This window comes from Sorangium sp. So ce302, assembly GCF_051530145.1.
GTDB lineage: Bacteria > Myxococcota_A > Polyangia > Polyangiales > Polyangiaceae > Sorangium > Sorangium cellulosum_B.
This window is the reverse complement of sequence record NZ_CP150326.1, coordinates 2,302,344-2,327,992: the sequence shown is the minus strand read 5'-3', so window position 1 is coordinate 2,327,992 and position 25,649 is coordinate 2,302,344. Positions and strand designations below refer to the sequence as shown.

Genomic DNA, 25,649 nt, shown 5'->3' with positions numbered 1-25,649 from the left:
GGTCCACGGGACAGCCTCCTGTGCGGGCATCCTACAGCAGATCTCCCTGGCGCGATACGTTCCCTGCAAGGACGAACGCACGAAGAAAACCGACGAGGAAAGAGGGAGAAGCCCGATTCGCTCCAGCCAGGCGCGGACCCACGCTCGTCGCCAGACCGGCAAATCACTCGTGGAGGAAAGCGAGGCGCACATGAGCGACACAACCGTCATGAAGGTCTCCTCCGGCCGCTCTCCGACAGGCCAGATGGGACAAAAATACCTGGCCTCCGGGATCCAGGTATCGATGCGGCTCTGGGAACGCGAGCCGCCAGGCGACGCCAAACAGCCGACCGCGCGGGATTACGAGACCGTAGGGTTCGTCATCGCTGGACGGGCCGAGCTGCTCATCGAGGGGCAAATGGTGCGCCTCGAGCCGGGCGACTCCTGGACGGTCCCCAAGGGGGCGTCGCACTCCTACAAGATCATCGAACCGTTCACCGCCGTGGAGGCGACGAGCCCGCCCGCCGGCGTCCATGGGCGGGACGAGACCGGGGCGACGCCCTCTGCCAAGACCTGAGACCACGAGGCGGGGGTCTCGCCCCCTGGAAGCCCGAGCTCACCCGGACCTCACAGCGCGGTGCCAGCGCCAGACGCGGGCTTCTCCTTGTCCTGCGCCCCCTTGGCGCGCCCCGCCGGCTGCGGCTCGGCGGCGCCACGCCCCGCGGACTTCTTGTCGTCCGCTCCGCCCGCCGCCGGCTTCTTCTCGCCCTCGGCGGCCTTCTTCTCCTCCGGCCTCGCTCCGGCCAGGTCGCCCGCGCCCGCCGCCCCCGCGCCGCCGGGCTTCGCCTCGCCCGCGCCCGCCTCGACGGGCGCCACGGGCGTCAGCAGCACCGCCGGCTTCACCGGCTCGGCCGCCGCCTTGTCGCCGTCGTCCACCGCGCCCGCGGCCTGAGCCGACGCCACGCGGACCTCATCCTCGCGCGGCTCGACCGGCGCCGGGTCGTCCGGTCGCGAGGTCGGCACGTACACCACCAGCCGATCCCCGGGCATCAGCGGGCTCCGCCGCGAGCGCTGGTTGATCCGCTCCAGGCTGCCGACGCTGAGGCCGTACCGGCTCGCGATCTTGCTGAACGAATCCCCCTCTCGCACCGCGATCTCGATGCGCTTCCGCCCCTTCAGCCCCTCGAAGTGCGCGAAGAACTCCTCCGAGCCGACCTCGATGACGCGCGCGCCGCCCTCGTCGAGCAAGAACACGCCGTCGTGGCGCTGCGACCTCGGGACGAACAGCTGGAGCGTCATCCCCTCATGGAGCGACGCCCCAGGCGCCAGCGTGTTCCAGCGGCAGATCTCGTCGGGCGTCACCGAGAGCACCGCCGCCAGATCCCGCAGCGCATCGCCCGCGACCACCCGATAGAACACCCGCCGGCGCCCCTCGTAGGAGAAGCGCTGCGCCGGGACCACCACGACCGGCTTCCCCTCCGACGACAGCGGCGCGCCGCTCGCGAGCAGGTGCTCGGCCGCCGCCGCCCCGACGCCCTCCGCCGCCGGGACGAACAGCAGCGCCCCGGGACGCACCGGCTCGCCAGCCCGCAGGCCGTTCAACGTCTGCAACGTCCACCGCGTCGTCCGCCGGAACGTCGCGATGTCGTCGAGCGACTCGCCCCAGCGGACCAGGTAACGCTCGAGCTTCGGCTCGCGCTCCAGGAGCTTCGGCATCGACTTCGCCGCGCGCGCCCCCGCACCCGCGGGCACCCGGACCTCCCAGCGCGCCTGCTCCTTCGCGTCCACCGGCGACGGCGGCGTGCGCTTCGCCACGAGCTGCGGGTTGAGCGCCTCGATCTCCGGCGCCGCCGCGCCCGAGGCCGCCGCCACCGCCTGCAGCGACACCCCGGAGCCCAGCGAGATCTTGTCGAACGTCACCGCCGGATCGAGCTCCACGTCGTCGCAGCCGAACACCGCCGGGTTCCGCGCCACGATCGCGATCGCGAGGATCTTCGGCACATAGAGCGCCGTCTCGAGCGGCATCCCCGCCTCGAGCCGCGACAGCTCCCAGAAGTCGTTCGTGTTGTACTTCCGGATCGACGCGAGCAGCCCCCCGTACCCCATGTTGTACGCCGCGAACGCGAGCTCCCAGCCGCCGAAACGCCGCCGCAGATCCGAGAGGTACCGCGCCGCCGCCAAGGTGGATCGCTCTGGATCCAGGCGCTCGTCGACCCAGCGGTCGACGGTGAGGCCATAGATGCGCGCGCCCTCCGGCATGAACTGCCAGAGGCCTGCCGCGCCGGCCGGGGAGTGGATGGTCGGGTCGAAGCCGCTCTCGACGAGCGAGAGCCAGAGGAGATCCTCCGGCAGCCCCTGCTCGCGGAGGACGCGGCGGATGGCGGCGCCGTAGCGGCCGCTCTTCTTGATCCACGTGACCACGGCGGAGCGGCCGCGCGGGTCGTCCTTGTAGTACTCGAGGTAGCGCACCACCCGGCCGTCCCAGCGGACCGGGATCTCGGGCAGCTCGAGCTGACGCAGCCAGGAGATGTCGCGGGTCTCCTCCGCTTCCGCCAGCGGGGCGGGCAGGCCCGCGGGCGGCAGGCCGGAGACCTCGAGGCGCGGCTCGCCTGCGCCGAGCAGGAGCGTGCCGTCGACCGGCCACGCGGGCCCGGCGCTCGGGGCCGCGCCGGGAAACAGCGCCAGGTCGATCGCGCGCAGCGTGCGGAGCTCGGGCGACTCGCCTGTGCTCGCCCCCGCCGGCGTCGCTGTGCCGGCGATGACCCGCCGCGCCGCCTCGTCCGGCGCGCCCGGCTCCCCCGGCTTGCGCGTGTTCTTCGCCGCGCCCTTCTTCGACGGCTTCGATCGCGCAGCGGCCTTCGCCGGCGCCTTGGCCGCGCTCTTCGCGCCGCCCTTCCCGCCAGACACGGCCGCCACCCTGACCGGCGCCGGCTTCTCCGCCTTGCCCTCGGCCGGCCCGTCCTTCTTCGCGTCGGCCTTCGCCGGCTCCGCCTTCGCGGGCTCAGCTTTCGCCGCGTCGACCTTCGCGGGCTCCGCCTTCGCCGAGTCGACCTTCGCCGGCTCCGCCTTCGCGGGCTCAGCTTTCACCGCGTCGCCCTTCGCCGGCTCCGCCTTCTTCACGTCGGCCTTCGCCGGCTCCGCCTTCGGCGCACCGGCCGCGGGCGCCGCTACCTCCGAAGGAGGCGCCGCAAGGCCGTCGAAAGCGACGCCCGAGAGGGCGGCCAACCAGCCAAGACATACAAGCCTGCGTGCGGCGCGTCGGATCCGCATGTCAGGGACCGACCTGTCTCACGATGCGCCCGAGGGGTCAACTTTGGCAGCCCGCTGGAACCCAGCTCACCCTAGAGCGGTTCCCACCCGCCCTGGTACGAGCGTCGCAGAGCGGCGGTCACCCGCACAGGAGACGGGTCCAGATCGGCGTTTTCGGCGCGGAAGCGCACTCCAGTGCGCTGAGCACCGAAAACGTCGAGATGGGCCCGTATCCGAAGCGGGTGACCGCCGCTCAGGAGAGCAGCGCGATGAAGTCGCCGATCGCGGTGAAGGGCAGGCTCTCGTTCACGACGCCGGCCCGCACCGCAGCCCCGGGCATGCCGTAGACCACCGCCGAGTCCTCGCTCTCGGCCACCACCGTGCCCCCGGCCGCGCGGACCGCCCGCGCGCCGTTCACCCCGTCGTCGCCCATCCCCGTCAGGATGATGCCCACCGCGCGGCTGCCGCCCACCTGCGCCACGCTCCGGAACAGCCGGTCCGCGCTCGGAACGTACCGGTCCCCAGGCGCCGGCGCCCCCACCCGGATCCGGATGTCGCCGCTCAGCCCGACCCCGCTGCCCGGCGTCACCGCGATCTCCATGCACATCCTACCCGGGCACACATACGCCTTGCGGGCCACCACCTGCTCGCCGTTCTGCGCCTCGACCACCCGGAGGCCGCCCTTCCGATCGAGCCGCTCCGCGAACGTGCGGGTGAACTTGTCCGGCATGTGCTGCGCGATGAAGATCGCGCCGGGGAAACGATCCGGGATCCGGTTGAAGATCTCGAGGAGCGCCGTGGGCCCGCCCGTCGACGAGCCGACCGCCACGAGGTGGCGCAACGAGACGCCGAGCCGCGACGACTCCTGCACCGCGCGCGGCGACGCAGGCTGCGCCGCCCGCGCCGGGGCCGGCGCGGCCGGCATCGGAGAGCGGGGGCGGAGGTAGCGCACCAGCAGGACCTTCTGGATGATCTCCCGCCGGATCTGCGCGTCCGCCGTGAACTGCCGGTCCGGCTTCGCCACGAAGTCGACGGCGCCCAGCTCGAGCGCCTTGAAGACGTTCTCCTTGTGGCTGTAGCTCGAGACGATGATGACGGGCGTCGGCTGCCTCGCCATCAGGATGCGGAGGAAGGTGAAGCCGTCCATGCGCGGCATCTCGAGATCCAGCGTGATCGCGTCCGGCCGGAGCTGCGCGGCTTGACGGAGCGCGTCGTCGCCGTCACCGGCCTTGCCCACGACCTCGATCTCGTCGCTTCCGCTCAAGATCTCGGCGATGTTGCGCCGGTTGTACGCGGAGTCGTCGACGACGAGCACGCGCAGGGGAGCGAATGTCATGAGCGCAAAACCTTCCGCCGGAGGTTCATTCTACCCCACCCGGAGCGCCATGGGACCAACCGTCGCCTGCGCAGCCTCGACTTCGTCGGCGCCTCATCCGCCCTCCTCCCCGCCGCCCCGCTCCGGGCCGCCCCGATCGGGCGAGATCTCCGGGATCCCCAGACGCAGCGTGGCCGCCGGCTTGCGGTACACGAGATCCTCCCGAAGGTGCACGAGCTCGAACGCGGTCGTGACGTTCAGGAGCGACTCGGAGTGGCCCAGCAGGAGGAACCCGCCGGACGAGAGGCGCTCGTAGAAGATGTCGATCACGCGGCGCCGCGACTCCTCGTCCAGATAGATGAGGACGTTGCGGCAAAAGATGACGTCCACGCGCCCGATCACCGCCGCCCGCGACGAGTCGAGCAGGTTCAGGTGGCCGAACTGGCAGAGCGCCCGCAGCTCGTCCACCACGTGGAACCCGTCCGGGCGCTCCACGAAGTAGCGGCGCTTGAGCTCGGGCGGCGTCGCGCGGAACGACGAGGCGCCGTACACCCCCCTGCGCGCCGCGATCACGCAGCGACGGGAGATGTCGCTGCCGAAGATGCGGACCTCGCGGCGCTCCGCGGCGCCGGACTCCCGCGCGGCGATCGCAATCGAGTAGACCTCCTCGCCCGTCGAGCAGCCCGCGCTCCAGATGGACAGCCGGCCCTTGGCGCCCCCCGCCTTGACGATCATGGGCACGAGCTCGGTCATGAGCGCGCGCAGCTGGTAGTCCTCGCGGAAGAAATACGTCTCGTTGACCGTGATGAGCTCGAGCGCCTCGTCGAGCTCGGCGCGCCCGCGGCTGTGGAAGCGCAGGTACTCGTAATACTGCGCGAACGACGAGAGCCCGAGCTCGACGACCCGCTCGCGCAGCCGGCGCTCCATCGACGTGCGCGCCTCGGGCCCGAAGTGGAGCCCGCAGTGCTTGTTGAACAGGTCACGCAGCCTCTGGAACTCGTCAGGCAAGAGGCGGATCTCGTCGTCCCGCCGCCGGTTCACAGCACCTTCCCCGACGGCGGCCCGCCGGTCATCCCCGAGGGGGACGCCGGGGCCTCACCGCCGTCAATCGCCACGGGCGCGCTCGGCCGCTCCGCGGCGTCGCTCCAGGGAGGATCCGAGCGGAACGGCGCGCCCCCCTGCGCCGCGGCCGCGATGAGATCGGGCTCCCCCGACGCGCGCACCAGCCCGAGCAGCTCGCGCGCGCGCGCCCGCTCGTCGCTCGCGCGGTCCGAGAGCGACGCGTACAGGCGGCCCAGCGCGCGCGCCGCGGCGAGCCGGACCTCGCGCTCCTCGTCGGCCAGGGAGAGGCTCAGCACGTCGAGCGCAGAGACGCCCGCCGCCGCCGCGATCGCGGTCACGGCCGCGCGGCGCGCGCGCACGTCCCCCGCCGACGCGGCGCTCGTGAGGAACGCGATCTCCTCCGGCTCCGCGTCGCCGAGCGCCTCGATCACGATCGCCGCCGCGAGCTGGGTGTCCTCCGCCAGCGCGAGCCCGCGCGCGAGCTCGCGCGCCGTCCCGGGGTAGCGCTCCGTGAGCCCCGCGAGCGCGCTCTCCGCCGCGCGCGCCACCGGCAGCGAGATCGCGCGCGTCTGCGACACGATGAGCGGGAAGTCGACCGCGGCCCCGATCTTCGCGAGCCCGTAGAGCGCGCTGGTCGCCACGAGCGTCGAGGGGCTCCGGACCGACCGCCGCACCGCGCCGAGCAGCTCGGCGAGCGTCGCGTCGATGTCGGGCCGCTCGCCGTCCAGCGCGCCCTCGCGCCCGCCCTGCTCCGCGATCGCCACGGCGCCGTCGAGGAGCGCGGCCGTCGCGTCGTCGACGCCCTCCCAGAGATCCGGGTCGGGATCGATGTGGCGCTCGAGGTAGGACAGCACCGAGGGCAGCGCCTCCGCGCCGAGCAGCCCCAGCGCGCGCTGCGCCGTCTCGACGAGCGCGGGCTCGATCATGGCCTGCACCGCGGCGTCGGCCGCGCCCGGGGCGCGCGCCATCGCCGCGAGCAAGAGCGCCTGGGCGCGCCCGCTCACCGGATCCGCGCCGAGGCCGCGCCACGACGGGGGCTCCGCGCCGCCCGAGCCCGGCGCGCCGGCGGCGGCCTGCACGAGGCGGGCGCCCACCTCGGGCGGCGCCGCCCGGAGCGCGTCCACCGCGTGCGACGCGAGCGGCCCCTCGGCGAGCCGCGCGAGCGCCCGGACGAGCTGCGCGAACGCGCCGCCCCGCGCCGTCGCGAGCGCCGCGCAGAGCGCCCGCGGCGCCTCCGGGCTCTCCGCGAGCGCCGCGGCGACCAGCGCCGCCGGCCGGAGGATCGGGTCGTCGATGAGCGACGAGAGCACCCGCCACGGCACCGGCGCCTCGAGCCCGTTCAGCCCGTTCAGCGAGGTCAGGCGCACGAAGCGATCCCGATCGGCGAGCCGCTCGTACAGGATGTCCGTCACCCGCTCGCGCGCGATGAGCCCCATCCCGGCGATCGCCTCGATCGCGCTCTGCCGCAGGTTGTCGTCCTGCTCGGCGAGCGCCGCGTAGAGCGGGTCGAGCGCCGCCGGGTCGCGCGTGCGGCCGAGCGCGTCGACGACGAGCTTGCGCTCGTCCCCCGCGAGCGCGCCGAGCGCGTCGACGAGCGCCGGCGTGGCGTCTCGGCCGCAGTAGCCGAGCACCTCGATGGCCGCGTTCCTGAGGCCGACGTCCTCGCTCTTCTGAAGCGCGTCGAGGAGCGCCGCGACGAGGAGCTGCGGGGCGGACGGCCGCTCGCCCTCCGCGCCGGCGCCGGGTGAGGCCGGCCGCTCCCCCTCGGCGGCCTGCGCCGGCGCGGAGGCCGGCGCGGCCTGGATCAGCCGGTGGCAGGCGTAGGTCGCCTCCTTGCGGACGCGCCAGTCGGGATCGCCGAGCGCGCGGAGCAGCAGCGGCAACGCCTCGACGACGTCGGCCCTGCCGAGCCGCGCGGCCGCCTGGCGGCGCTCCTCGGCGTCGTCCGCGGAGAGCGCCGCGGCGATGACCGCGATCGGCATCGGCGTGCTCCGCACGCTGGGCGAGATGGACTCCGGCTCGGCCGGCCAGGAGCCCGCGTCGCCCGCGCGCGGGCCCTCGAACGGACCCAGATCGTCGAACGCGCGGCTCACGGGGCCTCCAGGAGGGCGCCCGACGCGGCGAGCGCGAGGGCGAGCTCGATGAAGCGCCCGACGTCGAGCACGAAGATCATCCGCTCGTCGTGGGTCGTCACCCCCGTGATGCCGCGCAGATCGCTGCTGCCGCCCACCGGCGGCGTCGGCCGGTAATCGCCGCTCGTCCCGAAGACCTCCGTCACCGCGTCGACCACGAGCCCCACCGTATGCGTCCCCACGTCGACAAGGATCCACTTGGTGCTGCGAGTCGGATCGACCGGAGGCAGCCCGAAGCGCACGCGGAGCTCGATGACCGGCACCACCTCGCCGCGGTGGTTCGCGACGCCGGCGACCTCGGGGGGCGTGTGCGGCAGCGTGGTCACCTCGAGCGGATTCACGATTTCGCGGACCCGCGTGATGTCGATCGCGTAGTGGACGTCGCCGACCACAAAGCCGACGAGGCTCTTCTGCGGGTCGGGACGGCTGCGCTCTCCAGTCAACGGCATCTGAGCCTCCGAGCGCCCGGGCTCTACGAGCCGCCCGGGCGCGGACGAATCGTCCGTTAGGACGCGAGTATGGCCTGCAGGTCGAGCAGGATGATGACGCGCGGCTGCGCCTCGCCCTGGGTGCCATCCGACGCGCTCGCCCCGTGCATGGGCCGGGCGATGCCGGCGATGTAGCCCGCCACGTCCCCCCCGAGCGCCGTCGCGGCGTGCTCGATCTCGGCGTCGGCGAGCCGGTAGACCTGCTGGACCTCGTCGACGAAGAGGCCGAGCGTCTCGCCGTTCGCCGCGTCGACGAGCAGGATGCGCGCCCGCCGCTGCGCCGCGCTCTCGTGCAGCCGCATCCGCCGCCGCAGATCGATGACGGTGACGAGCTGCCCGCGCACGCTGACGATGCCCATCGTCGAGTCCGGCGCGCGCGGCACCGGGGTGAGCGGGGGCGGCTTCAGGATCTCGCGCACGAGCGAGACGGGCGCGGCGTAGGTGTCGCCCGCGAGCGTGAACGCGAGGTACTCGGTCCGCGGGCCGCTCGCCTGCGCGCGCGAGTTCCGCTTCGAGACCGGTATCCGGGCGGGCCTTCGGGTGAGGTTAGCCATGGGTGCTCCGCGGATCGTTGCGCTGCCGGTCCCCGCCGTGGAGGATCTCCTCGATGAGCGCGGGGGCGTCGAGGACGAGCGCGATGCGCTGGTCGCCGAGCTCGGTGGCGCCGGAGAAGCCGCGCACCGAGGAGAGCGACGGGCCGAGCGCCTTGATCACGACGTCCTGCTGCCCGATGAGCGTGCTCACGACGAGGCCCAGCCTGCGCGCGCCGACCGACGCGACGACGATGTACTTGCGCTTGCTGCCCCCCTGGAGCCCGAGCGTCGCGCGGCCGCCGTCGCCCCGGCGCCCGCCGCCCACCGCGGCGCGCGCCGCCGAGCCGCCGCGCGCGCCGCCGAGCAGGCCGGCGATGCGCGCGCTGAGCTCCTCCTCCTCGTTCAGGCCGAAGAGCCGCGCCAGGTAGCAGAGCTGGAGCGTGCTGTTGCGCAGCGTGATCATCTCGCGGCCGTCGATCTGGCGCACCGTGGCCTCGTCGAGCGCGACCGCCTCCTGCACGTTGGTCAGCGGGATCGCGAACAGCCGGTCGGCGACCCGGACGATGAGCGCGCTGATGATCGCGAGCGTGATCGGCAGCGTGACCGTCATCTTGGTGCCGATGCCGGGCTCGCTGTGCACGTCGATGACGCCGCCGAGCTTGCTGATGTTCGTCTTCACGACGTCCATCCCGACGCCGCGCCCCGAGATCTCGCTGACGTCGGTCTTGGTCGAGATGCCCGGCTGGAAGATGAGGTTCAGCACCTCGCGGTAGCTCGTCGTCCGCGCGTCCTCCTGGGTCATGACGCCGCGGCGCAGGGCGGCGTCGAGCAGCTTGTCGACGTCGATGCCCTTGCCGTCGTCCTCGATCTCGATGACGACGTGGTTGCCCTTCTGGAAGGCGTTCAGCGCGATCGTGCCGACCGCCGGCTTGCCCACCGCCTCGCGCATGCTCTTCGACTCGATGCCGTGGTCGATGGCGTTGCGCATCATGTGCATGAGCGGGTCGCTGAGCTCCTCGACGATGAGCTTGTCGACCTCGGTCTCGGCGCCCGTGATGACGAGGTTCACGAGCTTGTCGGCGTCGCGGCTGATCTGGCGGACGACGCGCGCGAGCTTGTCGAAGACCTGCCCGAGCGGGACCATCCGGACCTCGAGGATGCCCGCCTGCATCTGGGCGAGGTGCCGGTCGAACGTCCGCTGGAGCCTGTGGAGATCGAGGGAGAGCTCGCGCTCGGTGGGCGCCGCGCGGAGCCGCTCGACGAGGCGGCCGAGCGCGGAGCGGACGAGGGCGAGCTCGCCGACGATGTTCATCAGCCGGTCGAGCTTGTGGATGTCGACCCGCACCGTCTGCGCGACGGAGCGGATCGAGCTGAGCTCCCCCTTGCGGTTGCGCGCGCTCGACGGCGGGCTCGCCGCCGACATCGAGCCGGTCAGGTCGACGGCCCGCGACACGCCGGTCGGCGCGCCGCCCCGGAGCGCCGCGGACATCGACGGCATGCCCGGCGGGGCGACCCGGCCGTGGCCGTTGTTGTTGCGCCGGGGGATCTCCTCGACGGCGGCGCCGGCCTGGTGCAGCGCGCGCTGGAGCTCCTCGAGCGGCGCGCGCGAGGCCATCAGGATGTCGAGCTCGATCGAGTCCTGGTCCGCGCCCGCGCCGGTCGGCAGGTAGGTGATGATCTCGCCGTACGGCTTCGCGGTGATCTTCAGGTCGTCGAGGGCCTGATCGATCGTGGCGAGGTGGAACTGCACGCGGAGCCGGAACAGGGTCATCCCGCTCGCGATGTTCGTGCGCAGCCGGTGCTCTTCGTACTCGGTGAGCACGGAGAGCAGCCCCGGATCGAGATCGTAGTTGTCGTCGGGGAGGCCGGCCGCGCTCGGGCCTGCGTCCTGGTGCAGCTGGCGCAGGAGGTCGTCGACCTCGGGCATCGGCGCGTCGCGCCCGTCCTTCTCGTTCTGGAGGATGCGCCCGTAGAGCTCGACGCTGCGGAACAGGAGGTCGAGGACCGACGCGCTGATCTCGATGCGCCCGAGGCGGAGGTTGTCGAGCAGCTCCTCGAGCTCGTGCGAGAGGGTGGCCATCCGGGTCGCGCCGAAGAGCCCGGCGAGCCCCTTCAGGGTGTGCACGGCGCGGAAGACGTCGTTGATGACGTCGGGGTCGACCTTGTTGGTCCGCACCGCCTCGTCGAGCGCGAGGAGGTCGCGCCCGAGCCCCTCGACGATCTCCTGCGCTTCCGAGAAGAACTCTTCGCGCGCCCGATCGCCGCTCTCGACCATCAGCCGCCGCCTCCCTCGCCGGAGCCGGGCTGCTTGGCGCGGGCCGCGGGCTCCTCCGCGCGCGGGGAGGCAGCGGAAGCGCGATCGTCGACGCCGGCGGCGCCGTCAGCGGACGGCGAGGCGCCGGCCTGCGGCGCCTCGGCCCGCGCGTCGAGGCTCGCGACCACCGCGTCGCGCAGGGCCTCGGGCGTGAACGGCTTCGGGAGGAAGCGGTCGGCGCCGAGGCGGAGCCCGCGCTGGATGTCGCGTTCGGTCGCCTGCGTGGAAATGATGAGGATCGCGACGTGCCGGTAGCGGTCGCTCTGCCGGACGAAGCGGATCACCTCGAGCCCGTTGATGTCGGGCATGTTGATGTCGGTGATCACGAGGTCGAACGCGCCGCGCGGCAGGAGCCGGAGCGCGTCGAAGCCGTTCACGGCCTCCACGATGTCGACGTCGCCCGCGAGCCCAAGCACGCGGTCCTCCAGCGTCGAGCGGATGTACGCTCGCATTGCCGGCGAGTCCTCGACGATCAGGATGCGTGCCATGCGGCGACAGGGTAACGGAAATCGGCCCGGGGAGACCAACTCGCTGAGCGCCCGGAGGCGACGCGCGCGGTCTTCGAGGCGCGCGGGCCTATGTACGGCGGTCTCCCTCCCGGAGTAAACCAGCGCGAGCGCCTCCCTGCACGATCGGCGAGGCGGCCGCGCGGCCAGCGCCTCGGGGTGGGGTGCCGCCCGCCCCGCCGGCGCGGCCGCGCGGCCGTGCCCGCCCGGCGGGGCGGCCGCGGGGAGGGGCCGCCTGCGGCAGCGAATTGACATCGCGGCGTCCGATGCGCGCTAATCGCGCGCGTGAAAATCCTCCTTTGTTCTCCAGCGTTCCGGATCCTGCTCGCCGCCCTGTTCGCTCTGTCGAGCGTGGCGTGCGGCGGCGGGCTGCGGGTGACCCGGATCAACTCCGCCCAGAAGAAGCCGAACAACGTCTGGGTGTTCTTCAGCGTCGATGCCGGCGAGGACGAGCCGGTGGGCGGCCTCACGGCCGAGGACTTCGAGATCTACGAGGACGGCGAGCTCGTCTCGAAGTTCGAGAGCAAGCAGACCATCCAGAACCCCGAGGTCGCGGCGGTCATGTACACGATGCTGCTCGTCGACATGAGCGGCAGCATCACCGAGGCGGGTCAGGCCGACGCCCTCGTCGACGCCGCGCAGTCGTTCAGCGATCGGGTGGGCAAGAGCCAGAAGGTCGGCGTCTACGCGTTCGACGGCGAGGTAAAAATCCACTCGGTGGTGCCGTTCACCGAGGCGCAGGGCTCGGTCGAGGGCGGGCTCGAGGGGCTCCGGAGCTACAAGCCGAAGGACCCGTCGACGAACCTCCACGGCGGCGTGGTGGAGGGCATCCGGGAGCTCAAGAAGCAGCTCGACAAGGACCGGCGCCCCCTCAAGTTCGGCACGCTCGTCGTCTTCTCGGACGGCACCGATCGCGCGAACCGCGTGAGCCGCGAGGACATGCTGAACGAGCTCAAGAAGGAAGAGTACGAGAACTACCAGATCTTCGTCGTCGGCGTCGGCGCCGAGATCGAGAAGGCGCGGCTCGACGAGATCGGGCGCGACGGGACGGAGCTCGCGGCGGACCAGGCGAAGGTCAAGGAGTCGTTCGACAAGATCGCGGCGAAGATCGAGGCGCACATGAAGCGCTTCTACCTGCTCTCGTACTGCACGCCGGCGCGCGCGGGGGAGCACGAGGTGGAGATCAAGGCGATCCAGAAGGATCCGTCGGCCTCGGGGTCGCTCGCGTGGAAGTTCAACGCCGACGGGTTCGGGCCGCCGCCGGAGTGCGATCCCAACACCCCGCCGTCGTTCGAGCTGAAGGCGACCGTGCCCGCAGACGACGATGGCGGCGGAGCGGGCGGGAAGGCGAGCTTCAAGGCGAACGCCAACGTGAAGGTCGAGGCGAAGTGAGGTGCGCCGCGGCCGCGAGGGGCGGCCGCGACGCCGTTCCAGCGGCTCGCCGCGCCCCGCGGCGGGCCTGATCCAGCCAGGATCGAGCCTCCTCCCTCCCGTCGACGTTCACGCCTCGACGTTCACGCCTCGACGTTCACGCCTCGACGTTCATCCTCCTCTGCTCGACGCCGGCGCTTGCTGCGGCGTGGCGCGCGCTGCCATCAGGACCCGCCAGGCGGTGGCGCCGAGAAGGACGGCGCCGCCCACGGTCGACCAGATCCCGGGGCGCTCGCCGACGAGGAGGAGCGCCCAGACGGGGTTGAGCACCGGCTCCAGGAGCACCAGCAGCGAGGCCTCGACGGCCGGCGTGTGGCGCATGCCGCGGCTGAACAGGGCGGTCGCCACGCCGATCTGCACCGCGCCGAGGAACACGAGGAGCCCGAGGTCGACGAGCCCCGGGCGGGCCGCGCCGCCCAGGGCCATCGGCAGCGCGCCGAGCCACGCGAGGACGTTGCCCCAGACGAGCACCGCGGGGTTGTCGTCCGGAGCGGCGCGGAACCTCATGATGCACAGCGCGAACGCGAGCCCGGAGAGGAGCGCCAGGGCGTTGCCGAGGAGCTGCCCCGCCGAGAGCTGATCCAGAAAGAAGAGCGCGAGGCCCAGGATGAAGATGGGGGCCGCGACCCTCTCGCCGCGCGAGGGCCGCTCGCCCAGCAGCCAGGGGCTGAGCAAGAGGACGTACACGGGCGAGGTGGACTGCAGGAAGATCGCGTTCGCCGCCGTCGTCAGCTTGGTGGCCTGCACGAACAGCACCATGACGGCGGCGTAGATCGCCGCGACGCCGAGCGTGCGCCACGAGGGGAGGCGGCGCGCGCCCGGCATGGCCAGGCCCAGCGCGAGCGCCGCGATGAACGCGCGGGCCGAGGCGACCTGCCACCCGTCGAGGGAGATCAGCTTGATGGCCGCCCCTCCGGTGGACCAGAGGACCGCGGCGGCGAGGATCATCAGTCGAGAGCGGAGCATGGGCGACGAGGGCGGCGAGCCTAGCCGAACGGTCGACGCGGCGCGCAGGGGCAGATTACGCTGCTCCGCGATGCCACCCCGCCGCCCCGAGCGCGCCGACCGCGACATCGATCCTCGCTCCCGCCGCTCGGTAGAACGCGCCTCGCCCGGGTCGCCGACGTCGCGCGGCGCACGCCGCCGCGGGCGGCTCCTCTCGCTCGCCGTGGCGGCGCTCGTCTCGGCGGCCCGGCCCGCGCCGCTCGCGGCGCAGCCGAGCCCCGCCGAGCAGGCGAGCGAGGACCTCTCCGCGGCCCACGGCCGCTGGAGAGCGGCCGTCGAGAGAGACGATCTGGCCGAGAGCGCCGCCCTCGCCGACAGGTACTTTGCGCTGCTGGAGGGCACCTCCCAGCTCGATCACGAGCTCGCGCATTTCTACCTCGGCTACGGCGACTACGCGCGCGCCGAAGCGCTGCTGGTGCGGGGGCTGACGCGCGAGCAGCCCTCCTTCAACGATGAAGGGATGCTCTATGCCCGGCTCGGCAACGTCTACCTGGACCTCGGGGACCTCCAGAGCGCCGAGGAGCTCCTGAAGCGAGCCCAGCCGCTGCTCCAGGGCTGGGGAGAGTTCTATGCCGTCGATTCGCTCGCCCGGCTGTACCTGGAGCAACGCGCGCTGCGCTCCTTCGCGGAGGCGCTCGACAGGATGCGCGTGATCCTCAAAGAGGCCACCGGCGGCTCGGGGTGGGCCTACGCGATCCCGGATCTGCGCGCCGCGCAGCTCTGCTTGCGGCGCGGGCAGGTCGAGGAGGCCGAGCGGCGGCTCCTCGACCTGCGCCCGCGGATCGAGCCCGCGCTCCCGGCGCAGAGCGCGGTGCGCGCCGATCTGCTGGAGGAGCTCGGCGTGCTCTTCACCCGCAAAGGCGATCCCGCGGCGGAGGCGCTGCTCCTCCAGGCGCTGGTGATCCGCGAGCGGGTCTTCGCGCCGGATCACCCGGCCATCGTCCGCGCGCTGGGGCACCTCGCGAACCTGTACGTCGCGCAGGGCCGGACCGCCGTCGCCGTGCGGACGCGCGAGCGGGCCGCCGGCCTCCAGGACCGGAGCGCCCGGGCCAACCTGGCGAGGGGCTCCGAGCGGCAGAAGCGCCTCTACATGGGCCTCGTCCAGCGCGACACCGACGCGACCCTCTCGCTGCACCTCCAGGGTGCCCCGCGCGACCAGGCCGCGGCGCGGCTCGCCCTGCGGTCGATCCTCCGGCGCAAGGGGCTCGCGCTCGACGCCATCGCCGAGAGCTTCGCGTCGCTGCGGCAGAGCCTCGACGCCGAGGGCCGGGCGCTCCTCGGCGCCCTCACGCAGCTCGACGCGAAGCTGTCCACCGCGATCACGCGCGGCCCGATCGACGTCCCCGCCGAGGAGCACCAGCGCGAGGTGCAGCAGCTCGAGGCCGAGCGCCAGAGGCTCGAGTTCCAGCTCGCCGCGCGGACGCGCGCCGCGCGCCCGGCGGACGCGAAGCAGCCGCCGATCACCGTCGAGGGCGTGCAGGCGGCGATCCCCGACGGGGCGGCGCTCGTCGAGATCGTCCAGTACCGTCCCTATGACCCGTTCGGGCCGCCGGTGAGGCCCACGTGGGGCAAGCCTCGCTACGCGGCCTATGTCGTCGGGCGGCGCGGGGGCGTCACGGGGGTGGATCTCGGCGACGCCGCCGCCATCGACGTGGCGGCCGCGGAGCTCTCGCGGGACCTCTCGAACCCGGAGCGAGACCCCCGGGAGCGCGCGCGCCGCCTCGACGCGCTCGTGATGCAGCCGATCCGGGGCGCCCTCGGCCCCGCGCGCTGGCTCCTCCTCAGCCCGGACGGCGCGCTGAACCTCGTGCCGTTCTCCGCGCTCGTCGACGAGGAGGGCGGCTATCTCATCGACCGCGCCTCCTTCACCTACCTGACCAGCGGGCGAGATCTGCTGCGCGCCGTGGCGCCGCAGGCCGGAGCGCCACGTGGAAGCGTGCTGGTCCTCGCCGACCCCGCGTTCGGCAGCCTCTCGGAGCTCGCGCCGGACGACGACGCCACGCGCGGGCTGCGCTCCGCCGAGCTGGCCGGGGCGCGCTTCCCGCCCCTGCCGGGCACGGAGCGCGAGGCGGAGGCGGTGCGGAGCGCGCTGGCCAGCGCGACGGTCCTGACCGGCCCGTCGGCCACCGAGGAGGCCCTCAAGCGGGCGCAGCGGCCGCGCGTGCTGCACATCGCGACGCACGGCTTCTTCCTCCCGGACCAGGGCTCCCCGGCCGATCCGGCGAGCGCCCGCGGCGCCGAGATCGAGGGCCACGCTTTTCGCGAGAACCCGCTCCTGCGCTCGGGCCTGGCGCTGGCCGGGGCCAACGCGCGGCGGAGCAGCTCGGACGAGGACGACGGCATCCTGACCGCGCTCGAGATCTCCTCGCTGGACCTCCACGGGACCCAGCTCGTGGTGCTCTCGGCCTGCGAGACCGGCCTCGGCGAGGTGCCGCGCGGCGACGGGGTCTACGGGCTCCGCCGCGCGCTGCTGCTCGCCGGGGCGGAGACGCAGGTGATGAGCCTGTGGAAGGTCGGCGACATGGCGACGCGGGATCTCATGACGTCGTACTACGCGGCGCTCGCGCGCGGCGGAGGGCGCAGCGAGGCGCTGCGGTCGGCGCAGCTCCAGATCCGGCGTGAGCGCCCGCACCCGCACGCGTGGGCCGGCTTCATCACCTCCGGCGAGGGCGCCGCGCTCGACGGCAGGCGGGTCGCGCCGGCCTTCCCGCGCGCGGCGACGAGCCCGCGCGGGTGCGCCTGCGCGGCCGGCGAAGGCGGCCCGAGCGCTCCGCCCGCGCTCGCCGCGCTCGCCGCGGCGCTCGTCCTGGTCGCGCGGAAGCGCTGGCCCCGCAGGGCTGGGAATTGGTAGACGTCGACGCCGGAGCCCACCCATCGCGGGCTCGTGGAGGTCTGCATGCGTCGATCGGCGATCGTTCTGGTGCTCCCCGTCCTGACCTGGGTGCTCTCTGCCTGCGGAGGCGCGCAGGCGCCCGAGCAGCCCGCCGCCAAGGAAGGCGAGGCCGAGATCTGCCCCACGGGCGATCCCAGCGTGCAGCCGTGCCCGGCGGGCTGCGTGTGGGACGAGAAGGTCCAGAAGTGCAACAAGGACCGCGGCATCATCGTGCACTACAACCCGGGCACGACGGCCCCCAAGCCGTGAAGTGATCACCCCCCGTCGAGCCACGCCGCCATCTCCGGCAGGAGGCCTCGCAGGAGGCCGATGACGCGCGGGCTCGACGCGCGCACCTCCCCGACGAGCCGCCGGCGCTCCGCCTCGAGCCTGGCGAGGACTTTCTCCACGCTCGGCGAGGCCCGCCACTTCGGTGTGCCGCGCCACACTTCCTCGCGCTGCGATCCGGCTTCCTTTACCTACGCGCTCGAGCCGCCTTGACGGAGGCGACCCGTCGCTCTCTTCTTCTGCTGTGTCAGCGAGATCTTCCACGAGAGTGCATGTATGCAAGAACCGATGACCCGGGGCTCTCTGATACTCAATGCAGCAGCCTACTCGGACGTGCTGTGTGACGAGGCTGGGGTCCGCCGGGTTCGTCACGGGCTCTCTCAGGAGCTCAGGAGGGCGCTGGCCACCATGTCCAGCACGGCGTGGTACCCTCGCGCCTATTACGTCGAGGTGCTGCGCGGCATCGTCCAGGTCCACAACGAGCCATCGCAGAGCTACCTGGACGTCGTGAGGTGCGGCCGGACGGTCTTCGAGAAGGAAGCGAACACCTTGATGAAGCTGCTTCTCAGGGTGATGAACGCTCGGCTCTTCCTCCGGAAGTTTCCCGACTTCTGGGCGCAGGATATGGTCGGCGGGACGCTGCGGGTCGATTGCTCGCAGATCGAGCGGAACAAGGTGACGCTGCTCGTGACCGACGTCGCAGGGTTCGAGCACCTCGGACCGCTGTGCGTCGGTTTCGCCGGCCGTGCGCTGGAGCAGGTGACCGGCAAGCAGGTCGACGCGACCCAGACTGGCTGGTCGTTCGACGAGCCAGACGCTGATGAGGTCACGTTGCGCTTCTCGTGGTGAGCGCGCCGACGCGCCGGCGTGAGCGAGCGGTGACTGCCAGGCTGAGGAGGCGACAACCTCCCTGAGACATAGGGGATGCCAGCTCGACGCCCAGCTGGTCCACCCACGGGACGCTCTCACGCGTCGCCCGCCTGACGGTCGGCCAATCTGCTGCGGGGCGGGAAGTCGCGCGAAGCGCGGCTGCCCGAACCGTCAGCAGCATTGGCTTGTTCGGCGCTTTGCCCATAATCCCTGCACGATGAGCCATGCAGTTCACTCGATCAACTCTTCGAGGATCGTTACCCGAACGCGAGTCCCTTCCTCGATTACGTCGTCGACGCGAACCACAACGCGCTTCCCCACAGGAAACCAGCGTGCAGCCCGCTGGGCGTCATACTTGGCCGAAAAGCTCGACGGAAGGGCGAGCGCGTCACGCGGCGCGTTCTGGCCATCGCGAAGACCAATGTCAACGAACACGCCCCTTTGGTAGACACGCGAAACGCGACCGACTATTCGCATGCCGCCAACGAGATCGCGAAGGACGTACTCGAACTGTGGCCGCTCGCGGTAGCCGAATTCGATGTTCGTCATGTTTCGCAACTCATATGACACCGGATCCCTCTGCCCGGCGGGAAGAACACGAAGGCTCACGTCGACGGGCACCGACGCCGTGGAGCGACGACCATCGCGCCGTAGGACGGCGAGTTCAGCCGTACAACGGGGTTCGCGAAAGAGTGCCGTTATCCATCCTGGTCGATCAATCGAGCACTCGATCCGCTCGACTCCAGCTCGATCAAACACGTCCACGGGCCGCGGTGCACCAGCTGGCCCAAGAATGTCCCCGAAGATCACCCGACCGCCATTCAACTCCACCACGTCCCAGCTGCCGAGGCCGGCGAGCGTGTCTCTGAACGCGCTGATTTCCGCGGACGCCGGTGTTGGAGCAGCGTAACCCCCGCTAACGGGCTTGTATCCAAAGAACTTGAGAATTGCCTGCAGGATGCGCGAGAGGAGGGACGGCTCATGCTGCTCGGGAGGCATGTACTCAAGAATCTGCCTGTAGGTGAGAACATCGTCGCGACTAGCGACGGTCGGCGGAACCACCAAGCGGTCGTTGAAAACACAACAAAGTGTCGAATGGATATCGGCGACGTGACCCTGCTTCGATGGTACAATCGCAGGACATCGACACGCTCGCGCAGGTCTTGAAACACGCGACCGTGGTTGATGTCGCCCTTATCGTATCGTCGTTTTTGTATCAATGACTCGCGATCGGTGAATTCAAGCTCACCGGACCAGTTCTTGAGTTCGACGACAATAGCCTCCTGGGGCGATGTAATCACAAAGTCGAGTTCGCGCCTGCGGCGCGCCGTAGGGTCTGGAACGCGCACGTTCTCGCGTAGTGCCCAGCCACTGCCACGGAATCGCGCCATCAGGTCCGCTCGAACCTGATATTCCGCTTCACGTCCTGCGAGTTCCGCGGGGTCCATGGCGAACTCCGCCCGGCTCCTCGACGCCTCGTCAAGACGTTCGCGAATTCTGGAGATCAGGCCGGGGTCACTCATGAGCAGGTCCGCTGCCGCCAACGCGGGTCCCCCATTACCATGCGCTGGCGTGCCGGGGAAGCCCTGTGTTCCACGAATCTTTTCGGCGTGTGGCGCCGAGGCGATGGCCGACGCTCTGTCCCGTCCGCCGAACGTGCGGCGATGAGCCGCGGGCGCACAGTGCCCGTCGGATCCATCGGCTTGTTCGGCGTCCCACGTGACGGCGCCGCGCTCCGCAATGGCTCGGCCATGCCGTCGGGCTGAGTTGAGCGTGTCGCGAAAGTACCGGACCGCGCCGCGCTGACCAAGACCCTCGTGCATAGAGGCCCTCGACGAGCCCACCGCCGCGCGCACCCGTCCACGGCCCTCCGTCGGGGCAGACGTCGTTCGACTTCGACGCGGCGTAGTCTGCGCGCCGCGCCATCGAGGGCGCGGCGACGGGACCGAGTGCGCCCGCCGGCCTTCGTCGCGACCAGCCCTGTGCGTCGCCGCTCCCGCCCCCCGCCGGCCCCGAACCTAGACCACGATCGCCCGCGCGTTGGCCCGAGCCCGCTACCGGTTCCCAGACGCCCGGATGCCGTGCCGGACGGGCGATCGGGAATGGCACCGTCGGCTGAACGCCGGGGCTTCCCGCCATGCACCGATCGTGCTACATGGCGGGGATGCCGGAGATCGAAGCAGCTGAGTTCGCTTCCTGGCTCGCCGAGCGGGCTCCCGACGTCTTGTGGTCTGTGGATGGAGAGGAGCAACTTGCGGGTGAGCTCTCGTTGCCGTGTACGGGCGCGGATCTCGCGGCGGTGATCCGCGAGCATGGCGGGCGCATCAGGGTCGAACTCCCGGACAATGCCGCACCGGTACGCGGCGACCTGACCCGAGACGACATCGAGGCGGCTGCCGAGCGAGAGGAGGGGGCCCGTATCTTTCGACTGGCTTGGGCGACAGCACAAGGGGGCGGCGAGCCCTGGCTGCTCGTGGAGGACACGCTCGCCAAAGCAGCCTCCGCGTAGGCGGCCGAGCCGCCGGAAATATCTCAGCCATGCCCCGCCCCACGATCGCGAACTTGGAGCAGCGCATCGCGGACATCGCGCAACACACAGCGGCGATGCCCCCCGAGTCCGGGTCGCCGCTTGAGCACTACCGTCGCGCATCGAACGACGCCTGGAACCTGCTCGTCTATTTCGAGCGCAACATCAAGCGAGCTCCTGTCTATGCGCGAGCCGCCGACCGCCATCTCGCTCGCCTCCGTGGCATGGTGCTCCTCAGCCTCATCGAGGCATTCGAGCGTTACATCAAGGAGACGGCGGGCGTCTCCGCAGAGCACATTGTCCCGTTGGTGCTCGACAACTCGGACCGCCTGGCGAAGCTCCGCGTTACCCCGGCGGGGGTTGCAGCTCATTTCAGTACTCAGTCGCTGGGACGCGCACTCTGCGAGAGCGACACATGGCTGAGCTGCGAGAGCATCAACGAGCGATTCCGACTTCTCCTTGCCGACCCCTTCACCAGAAGTGGGTTCGACTTCTTCCCCAGGGGAAACGCAGCAAACGCTCTCCTGATCACGACCGTCGAGACGCTTTGGCAGATGCGGCACACGCTTGCGCACAATCTCGGCATGATCACACAGTCGGACGGGGCGAAGCTGCGTCTGCTCGTAAAGGCGGCCGTTGCAGCACCAAGCGTGCTGTCCCCCACCGGAGCGGACGTCTGGTATGTGAAGCTCTTCCTCGATGAGACGACGGAGTGGGCAAACGGGCGCGTGGCGGCACGTGTTGCACAACTTCTCACGACGCTACATATCGGCGATCCGACCCTCTTTGTCCCGCAGCAGCGCGCCGATGCCCTTGCGAAGCTGTTCCGCGTCCAGGTCACAGTGGCGGGCGCCACTGGAAACCCGTGATCCAGACTCGTACCGGGATTCAGTTCATACGGCATCTTTCCAAATAGCTTCGCACAGGTCAGCAAGCAACTCGTAGAGCCTCCCGTCGCACGACTACCCGCGGTGCCGCGGGCCGCCGAACGTCGCAATCAGCTGTGATGCACGACATATCCACGCATTTCCCCATGTAGGCCGCGGACCGTGGCACCCTATCTCCATATTCCCGAGGATAAGTCGCGGCCCGTCATGGCCTATCTCCGTAATCGCGCAGATAGGCCGCCGCTGCGTAACTACGTATTCCCGTTGCTAGGTCTCGTACGGCGACGGCGTATCGTCGCGCAAAATTCGTGCCGACGGCTGGGTACCCCGGGCGACCAGAGCCCGGTCGACGTATCCCCCGGTCGCCGCAACTCGCGCCCGCCTCGCGCCGATAAGGGCCAGTGCGGGTCCGACGAACCGGCCCTACGCACGCAGGGCCATCCACATGCCCCTCATCGAAGCCGTACGCGCCACCATACGACGCCTGCATTGCTCTCCGCGCACAGAAGAGGCAATTGTACACTGGATCCGGCAATTCATCCGCTTCCACAGGGGCAAGCACCCACGGCAGATGGGCGCGGAAGAGGTCACGGCCTTCCTTGATGAGCTTGCGGTCGCACGCCGCACCGCGGCATCCACGCAGAACCAAGCGCTGTGCGCGCTCCTCTTCCTTTACAAGCGGGTTCTCGACCTGCAGATACCCCGGCTCGAAGCGCTCGAACGCGCACGCCGGCCGGAGCACCTCCCCTCGGTCCTCTCGCGGCAGGAGACGCTCACCTTGCTCGAGCACCTCGTCCCGCCTTTTCGGCTCATCGGCGAGCTCCTCTACGGAAGCGGCCTCCGGCTCCTCGAAGCACTTTCGATTCGCGTCAAAGACGTCGACCTCGATCGACGGCAAATCATGGTGCGCCGCGGGAAAGGGCAGCACGATCGACAGGCGTTGCTCCCCGCTCGAGCGCGCGACGAGCTGCACGCCCAGCTCGACTCCGTGGCGCGGCGGCACAAGAAGGCGCTCGCGGCTGGTCGCGGCGAAGTCGACCTCCCCCACGCTTTCCGAGGGAAAATGCCAAGAGCAGGCACCAGCCTCGCCTGGCAATAGCTCTTCCCCGCCTCTCGCCCTTGCACGGATCCAGCGACTGGCCGACAGGTCCTCTACCACCTGCACGAATCGGCGGTGCAAAGGGCCGTGCACGATGCCGGACGCGCGGCGAGGCTCGCCAAGCGCGCGACATGCCAACCCCTCCGCCACAGCTTCGCGACCCACCCGCTCGAGGCGGGCATCGACATCCGGACGATCCAGGCGCTGCTCGGCCACAAAGATGTGCAGACCACGAGGATCTACTCCCACATCGTCGACCGCCGCCCTCTCGGCGCCATCAGCCCCCTTGACCGCTGACTGCCGCCTCAGCGTGGAGCGCCTTGAGCCCCGACCCCACCCTGTCGTGCCGCCCCCACGCATCGTGGAAAGATAGCGTACCTGACGGTTGCCCCGCCTTGTCAAGGAGGCCAACGCGTGGTCGTGCGGGCTCCACACCGGACGACGACGCTCGAGATCGCGGCAGCGCTTGCGCTCGAACGCGGCGAGCTCCTTCAGGGCGGCCGGATCGGCGCCGGACACGAAGGGCGACATCACGACGTCGAGCCGGAGGTCCGCGCCGTCCGCGTAGACCGCGACGGCGGCGAGCGCCGCAGGCGGGCCCCTGTCGCACGGGCATGACACCCGGCGTAGCGCCGGCGTGACAGCGTCACGACGCCGTTCCACGTTGCTCGCTCCTGACGGGCTGAAATCCGGGCGATCCGCGCCGTGCGCGCACAGGTACGGCCAATGCACTGCTCGGAATGCGCAGGGGACCTCACCAGAAATGGAGGCGAGTATGTTGAACGATAGGCGCGTTCCGGGTGTTTTCGTCGCAGCTGCGCTGCTCGCGGCAGGCTGCGCGGTCGAGGCGGGCGACACGGGGCAGGTCTCGGAGGAGGCGTCCGCGAGCCAGGCCTCGCACGGTTTCGGGCGGGAGACGCCCGAGGAGAGCGCCGGCGACCAGCCCGCTCGGGCCATCGAGAGGATCGAGGGCAAGGTGCTGAATCGATTCGTGGTGCCGCGTGTCGGGACGGTATCGCTGATCGACGAGGATCCGAGCAGCGCGGCGCCCCAGATCGGCGTCCTGGTCGTCTCTTCGCCCGAGGACGACAAGCTCATGCCGCTCGTCCACGAAGACGGGACCGAGATCACGCCGCTCGAGGTTCTGCTGAGCGCCGACGCCTCGGCCGACGTCGCGCCGCGGCTCTTCGAGCAGCACGTCTCGATCGCCGGCGGGACACGGATGCTCTCCGTGGTCTACGACGCGGGGCCGGAGGTGACCGCCGGGAACTGCGCAGCGGCGTCGTGGCAGAGCTACTTCGACAATGAGGCGCTCTCGTTCGGCGGCGTGGACGATTCCGAGCACCTCCCGAGCATGACCACGTCGTTGCCGAGCTGGACGGCGAGCGGCTACCTGGGCAAATACTCGCGCATCGTCGCGGGGGCGTGCTTCGTCAGCCAGGGCGACGGCAACGACGACCTGACGGTGAAGATGGAAAGGCGCGTCGGCGGAAGCTGGCAGACCGTGAGTGGAACGCAGGTCACGCTCAATACGACGATCAACGGCGGCAAGGATCGCTATCTTTACCTGAGCGGCTCGTATTGTTATGACCACGAACGCCGCATCACCGTCGCGGGGCGCCCCCCGGGTGGCATCTACCCGCCGGACAAGTTCCACCTCTCGGGCGCGTGGGGAGGACAGGCGAACGGCTGCTGGATCGAGTCGGACGGCTGACGCGCGCCCGCCCCCGCGCCTTCCCGCGCGACGAACCACCGCGCGACCCCCTCCAGAGCGCGCCTCGTGGAGCACAGAACGCTATTTCATCGGATGGGTGGTTGCCATTCCGGAATTCGCTCACGCTCGGCGCTTCCACTCGCGAGGATGTCGGCGGCCGTGAATCACTCCAACAACCACGATGGCAGCGGGCAGGATCCGGTAAAAGACCGCGTACGGGAAACGCTCGACGAGCACGCGCCGGACGTCTCGGTACAGCGGCGGGTACGCGAGCGGTGCGCTCCGAATGCGTTGGATGGCGTCGTCCAGCTCTCGCCGGAAGACGGCGCCAAGCCCAGACCGCTGCTCCTCGTACCAGCGGAAGGTCTCGATGGCTTCGGCGCGAGCTTCGGCGAGGAAGACAACGCGGCTCACGGCTCGTCGGTGGTCATCTCGGCACGGACGTCCTCCCACGGGACACCGACGGGGCCTTCGAGATCGAGGCGATCAAGGCGGCGGTCAAGCTCAGCGCGGAGCTCGGAGCTCAGAGGCAGGTCGTCCGAAGAAAGGCTTCGCCAGAGGTCATCGATCAGATCCAGCTTCTCGTCTGCGGTGAGCTTGGAGAGATCGAGCGCGGGCTTGCCCATGGGCGTATCCTGCACCCGAAGGGCCGGCAACGCCAGCGCACGCGAGCCTGCGGTATCAGGCCGCATCAACCATCCGCCGGGCGATGGATTCCCGGCTCCGTGACGGACAAGGGGATCCCTTAGCTCGCCCAGAGCACCGAGAGATCGAGCTCGACGGCGTCGAATGGCGCGACGCGAACGCGGGCGGCGTCGCGGTGGACGACCGCGGGCCCCCAGCGGCGATCCGCGCCGAGCACGTACACCTCCAGCGTCCGCTGGATGGGGTCGACCAGCCACGCGTGCCGCACGCCCTCGCGCGCGTAGATCGGCATCTTCTCGTCGCGGTCGACGTCCTCGGTGGAGGCGCTCAGGACCTCGCAGATCCAGCCCGGGGCGAGCGCGAAGTACGCCGTCTCGGGCAGGTCGGGCATGCGCTCGCGGCGCCAGCCGGCGATGTCCGGCACGAGCGCGTCGATCTCACCAGGCGCGCGCGGGTCGGGGAAGTGCAGCTCGGGCTCGTCCAGGATCCACCAGCCGCCGGGGCCCCCTCGCCCGCGCTGGAAGGCGCCGTGCAGGTCGGCCCCCAGCGACGACGCGGCGTTCGCATGTCGCGGCGCCGGCCGGGGCATGACGTGGAGCACGCCCCCGATGAGCTCCGCCACCTTGTGCGGCGGGACGGCCTCGAGGTCGGCGTACGTGGCGCGGCGCTGCTTCTCGGCGGGCTGACCCATGACGGAAGCCTGCCCGTGGGCGGGCGGCGGGGCAAGGCGTTC

Annotated in this window: 22 protein-coding genes and 2 pseudogenes; 9 read left to right on the top strand and 15 right to left on the bottom strand. The window is 71.0% G+C overall.

The genetic code is table 11. The features are described 5' to 3' along the window. Nucleotides 1-190 precede the first annotated feature (190 nt). Nucleotides 191-556 (top strand): cupin domain-containing protein, encoded by a 366-nt coding sequence (locus WME73_RS09065; RefSeq protein WP_437915434.1) that lies wholly within the window; start codon nt 191-193, stop codon nt 554-556. 50 nt (nt 557-606) lie between these two features. Here WME73_RS09065 and WME73_RS09060 read toward each other — a convergent pair whose 3' ends face one another. From WME73_RS09060 to WME73_RS09025, 8 genes are all read right to left on the bottom strand, one after another. Further along, nucleotides 607-3,204, bottom strand: a complete 2,598-nt coding sequence (locus WME73_RS09060) for a transglycosylase SLT domain-containing protein (protein WP_437915433.1) — start codon at nt 3,202-3,204, stop codon at nt 607-609. Nucleotides 3,205-3,481: 277 nt separating this feature from the next. Next, nucleotides 3,482-4,564 (bottom strand): chemotaxis-specific protein-glutamate methyltransferase CheB, encoded by a 1,083-nt coding sequence (cheB, locus tag WME73_RS09055; protein WP_272101288.1) that lies wholly within the window; start codon nt 4,562-4,564, stop codon nt 3,482-3,484. 93 nt (nt 4,565-4,657) lie between these two features. Continuing rightward, complete coding sequence (locus WME73_RS09050; RefSeq protein ID WP_437745075.1) at nt 4,658-5,584, bottom strand: CheR family methyltransferase; 927 nt, start codon at nt 5,582-5,584, stop codon at nt 4,658-4,660. Continuing rightward, nucleotides 5,581-7,698, bottom strand: a complete 2,118-nt coding sequence (locus tag WME73_RS09045) for a HEAT repeat domain-containing protein (RefSeq protein ID WP_437915432.1) — start codon at nt 7,696-7,698, stop codon at nt 5,581-5,583. The genes WME73_RS09050 and WME73_RS09045 overlap by 4 nt, the downstream gene beginning before the upstream one ends. Then, nucleotides 7,695-8,186: a chemotaxis protein CheW gene (locus WME73_RS09040; RefSeq protein WP_012234231.1), complete on the bottom strand. Its 492-nt coding sequence runs from the start codon at nt 8,184-8,186 to the stop codon at nt 7,695-7,697. The genes WME73_RS09045 and WME73_RS09040 overlap by 4 nt, the downstream gene beginning before the upstream one ends. Nucleotides 8,187-8,242: 56 nt before the next feature. After that, on the bottom strand, nt 8,243-8,779 hold the full coding sequence (locus tag WME73_RS09035) for a chemotaxis protein CheW (protein WP_012234230.1): 537 nt from the start codon (nt 8,777-8,779) through the stop codon (nt 8,243-8,245). Beyond that, nucleotides 8,772-11,033 carry a chemotaxis protein CheA gene (locus WME73_RS09030; RefSeq protein ID WP_437915431.1) on the bottom strand — a complete coding sequence of 754 codons (2,262 nt, stop codon included), beginning with the start codon at nt 11,031-11,033 and terminating at the stop codon, nt 8,772-8,774. The genes WME73_RS09035 and WME73_RS09030 overlap by 8 nt, the downstream gene beginning before the upstream one ends. Next, on the bottom strand, nt 11,033-11,560 hold the full coding sequence (locus tag WME73_RS09025) for a response regulator (protein ID WP_437745072.1): 528 nt from the start codon (nt 11,558-11,560) through the stop codon (nt 11,033-11,035). The genes WME73_RS09030 and WME73_RS09025 overlap by 1 nt, the downstream gene beginning before the upstream one ends. 303 nt (nt 11,561-11,863) lie before the next feature. On the opposite strand from WME73_RS09025, the gene WME73_RS09020 reads away from it, so the two are divergent. After that, on the top strand, nt 11,864-12,970 hold the full coding sequence (locus tag WME73_RS09020; protein ID WP_437915429.1) for a VWA domain-containing protein: 1,107 nt from the start codon (nt 11,864-11,866) through the stop codon (nt 12,968-12,970). A gap of 150 nt (nt 12,971-13,120) precedes the next feature. Here the strand turns inward: WME73_RS09020 and WME73_RS09015 are convergent, their stop codons facing one another. Beyond that, nucleotides 13,121-13,975 carry a DMT family transporter gene (locus WME73_RS09015; protein ID WP_437915428.1) on the bottom strand — a complete coding sequence of 285 codons (855 nt, stop codon included), beginning with the start codon at nt 13,973-13,975 and terminating at the stop codon, nt 13,121-13,123. Nucleotides 13,976-14,045: 70 nt separating this feature from the next. Between WME73_RS09015 and WME73_RS09010 the strand changes: the two genes are divergently transcribed. Then, on the top strand, nt 14,046-16,865 hold the full coding sequence (locus WME73_RS09010; RefSeq protein ID WP_437915427.1) for a CHAT domain-containing protein: 2,820 nt from the start codon (nt 14,046-14,048) through the stop codon (nt 16,863-16,865). A gap of 45 nt (nt 16,866-16,910) precedes the next feature. Then, a complete protein-coding gene (locus WME73_RS09005; protein ID WP_437915426.1) occupies nt 16,911-17,156 on the top strand; it encodes a hypothetical protein in 246 nt (81 codons plus the stop codon). A gap of 5 nt (nt 17,157-17,161) precedes the next feature. On the opposite strand, the gene WME73_RS09000 is transcribed toward WME73_RS09005, so the two are convergent. Next, nucleotides 17,162-17,296, bottom strand: coding sequence for a hypothetical protein (locus tag WME73_RS09000; protein WP_437745067.1), 135 nt, complete (start codon nt 17,294-17,296; stop codon nt 17,162-17,164). 286 nt (nt 17,297-17,582) lie between these two features. Here WME73_RS09000 and WME73_RS08995 point away from each other — a divergent pair, with 286 nt between their 5' ends. Further along, a complete protein-coding gene (locus WME73_RS08995; RefSeq protein ID WP_437915425.1) occupies nt 17,583-18,023 on the top strand; it encodes a hypothetical protein in 441 nt (146 codons plus the stop codon). A gap of 252 nt (nt 18,024-18,275) precedes the next feature. Here the strand turns inward: WME73_RS08995 and WME73_RS08990 are convergent, their stop codons facing one another. Together WME73_RS08990 and WME73_RS08985 are read right to left on the bottom strand one after the other, a co-directional pair. Continuing rightward, complete coding sequence (locus WME73_RS08990) at nt 18,276-19,106, bottom strand: hypothetical protein (RefSeq protein WP_437917542.1); 831 nt, start codon at nt 19,104-19,106, stop codon at nt 18,276-18,278. Between the two features lie 23 nt (nt 19,107-19,129). Further along, nucleotides 19,130-19,492, bottom strand: a pseudogene (locus WME73_RS08985) (nuclease-related domain-containing protein); the annotation flags it as partial. Nucleotides 19,493-20,208: 716 nt separating this feature from the next. Here WME73_RS08985 and WME73_RS08980 point away from each other — a divergent pair. The 4 genes and pseudogenes from WME73_RS08980 (at nt 20,209) to WME73_RS08965 (ending at nt 24,271) form a co-directional block, all read left to right on the top strand. Beyond that, the gene (locus WME73_RS08980; protein WP_437915424.1) at nt 20,209-20,553 is read left to right on the top strand and encodes a hypothetical protein; all 345 of its coding nucleotides are present in this window, start codon (nt 20,209-20,211) and stop codon (nt 20,551-20,553) included. A gap of 29 nt (nt 20,554-20,582) precedes the next feature. Beyond that, entirely contained in the window at nt 20,583-21,440 is an 858-nt protein-coding gene (locus WME73_RS08975) for a hypothetical protein (RefSeq protein ID WP_437915423.1), read from the top strand. 463 nt (nt 21,441-21,903) lie between these two features. Further along, nucleotides 21,904-22,854, top strand: a pseudogene (locus WME73_RS08970) (integron integrase). Between the two features lie 478 nt (nt 22,855-23,332). Next, nucleotides 23,333-24,271 (top strand): hypothetical protein, encoded by a 939-nt coding sequence (locus tag WME73_RS08965; protein WP_437915422.1) that lies wholly within the window; start codon nt 23,333-23,335, stop codon nt 24,269-24,271. 120 nt (nt 24,272-24,391) lie between these two features. Here the strand turns inward: WME73_RS08965 and WME73_RS08960 are convergent, their stop codons facing one another. The 3 genes from WME73_RS08960 to WME73_RS08950 form a co-directional block, all read right to left on the bottom strand. Further along, the gene (locus tag WME73_RS08960) at nt 24,392-24,685 is read right to left on the bottom strand and encodes a type II toxin-antitoxin system RelE/ParE family toxin (protein WP_437915421.1); all 294 of its coding nucleotides are present in this window, start codon (nt 24,683-24,685) and stop codon (nt 24,392-24,394) included. Continuing rightward, nucleotides 24,682-24,897, bottom strand: coding sequence for an addiction module protein (locus WME73_RS08955; protein WP_437869885.1), 216 nt, complete (start codon nt 24,895-24,897; stop codon nt 24,682-24,684). Before WME73_RS08955 ends, WME73_RS08960 begins: the two co-directional genes overlap by 4 nt. Nucleotides 24,898-25,016: 119 nt before the next feature. Then, nucleotides 25,017-25,607, bottom strand: a complete 591-nt coding sequence (locus tag WME73_RS08950) for a Uma2 family endonuclease (RefSeq protein ID WP_437915420.1) — start codon at nt 25,605-25,607, stop codon at nt 25,017-25,019. Nucleotides 25,608-25,649 lie beyond the last annotated feature (42 nt).

Coding starts and splice junctions, on each gene's coding strand:
- WME73_RS09065 (WP_437915434.1), top strand. CDS start 191: ATGAGCGACACAACCGTCATGAAGGTCTCCTCCGGCCGCTCTCCGACA.
- cheB (WP_272101288.1), bottom strand. CDS start 4,564: ATGACATTCGCTCCCCTGCGCGTGCTCGTCGTCGACGACTCCGCGTAC.
- WME73_RS09040 (WP_012234231.1), bottom strand. CDS start 8,186: ATGCCGTTGACTGGAGAGCGCAGCCGTCCCGACCCGCAGAAGAGCCTC.
- WME73_RS09035 (WP_012234230.1), bottom strand. CDS start 8,779: ATGGCTAACCTCACCCGAAGGCCCGCCCGGATACCGGTCTCGAAGCGG.
- WME73_RS09030 (WP_437915431.1), bottom strand. CDS start 11,033: ATGGTCGAGAGCGGCGATCGGGCGCGCGAAGAGTTCTTCTCGGAAGCG.
- WME73_RS09025 (WP_437745072.1), bottom strand. CDS start 11,560: ATGGCACGCATCCTGATCGTCGAGGACTCGCCGGCAATGCGAGCGTAC.
- WME73_RS09015 (WP_437915428.1), bottom strand. CDS start 13,975: ATGCTCCGCTCTCGACTGATGATCCTCGCCGCCGCGGTCCTCTGGTCC.
- WME73_RS09010 (WP_437915427.1), top strand. CDS start 14,046: ATGCCACCCCGCCGCCCCGAGCGCGCCGACCGCGACATCGATCCTCGC.
- WME73_RS09005 (WP_437915426.1), top strand. CDS start 16,911: ATGCGTCGATCGGCGATCGTTCTGGTGCTCCCCGTCCTGACCTGGGTG.
- WME73_RS08995 (WP_437915425.1), top strand. CDS start 17,583: ATGTCCAGCACGGCGTGGTACCCTCGCGCCTATTACGTCGAGGTGCTG.
- WME73_RS08980 (WP_437915424.1), top strand. CDS start 20,209: ATGCCGGAGATCGAAGCAGCTGAGTTCGCTTCCTGGCTCGCCGAGCGG.
- WME73_RS08975 (WP_437915423.1), top strand. CDS start 20,583: ATGCCCCGCCCCACGATCGCGAACTTGGAGCAGCGCATCGCGGACATC.
- WME73_RS08965 (WP_437915422.1), top strand. CDS start 23,333: ATGTTGAACGATAGGCGCGTTCCGGGTGTTTTCGTCGCAGCTGCGCTG.
- WME73_RS08955 (WP_437869885.1), bottom strand. CDS start 24,897: ATGGGCAAGCCCGCGCTCGATCTCTCCAAGCTCACCGCAGACGAGAAG.
- WME73_RS08950 (WP_437915420.1), bottom strand. CDS start 25,607: ATGGGTCAGCCCGCCGAGAAGCAGCGCCGCGCCACGTACGCCGACCTC.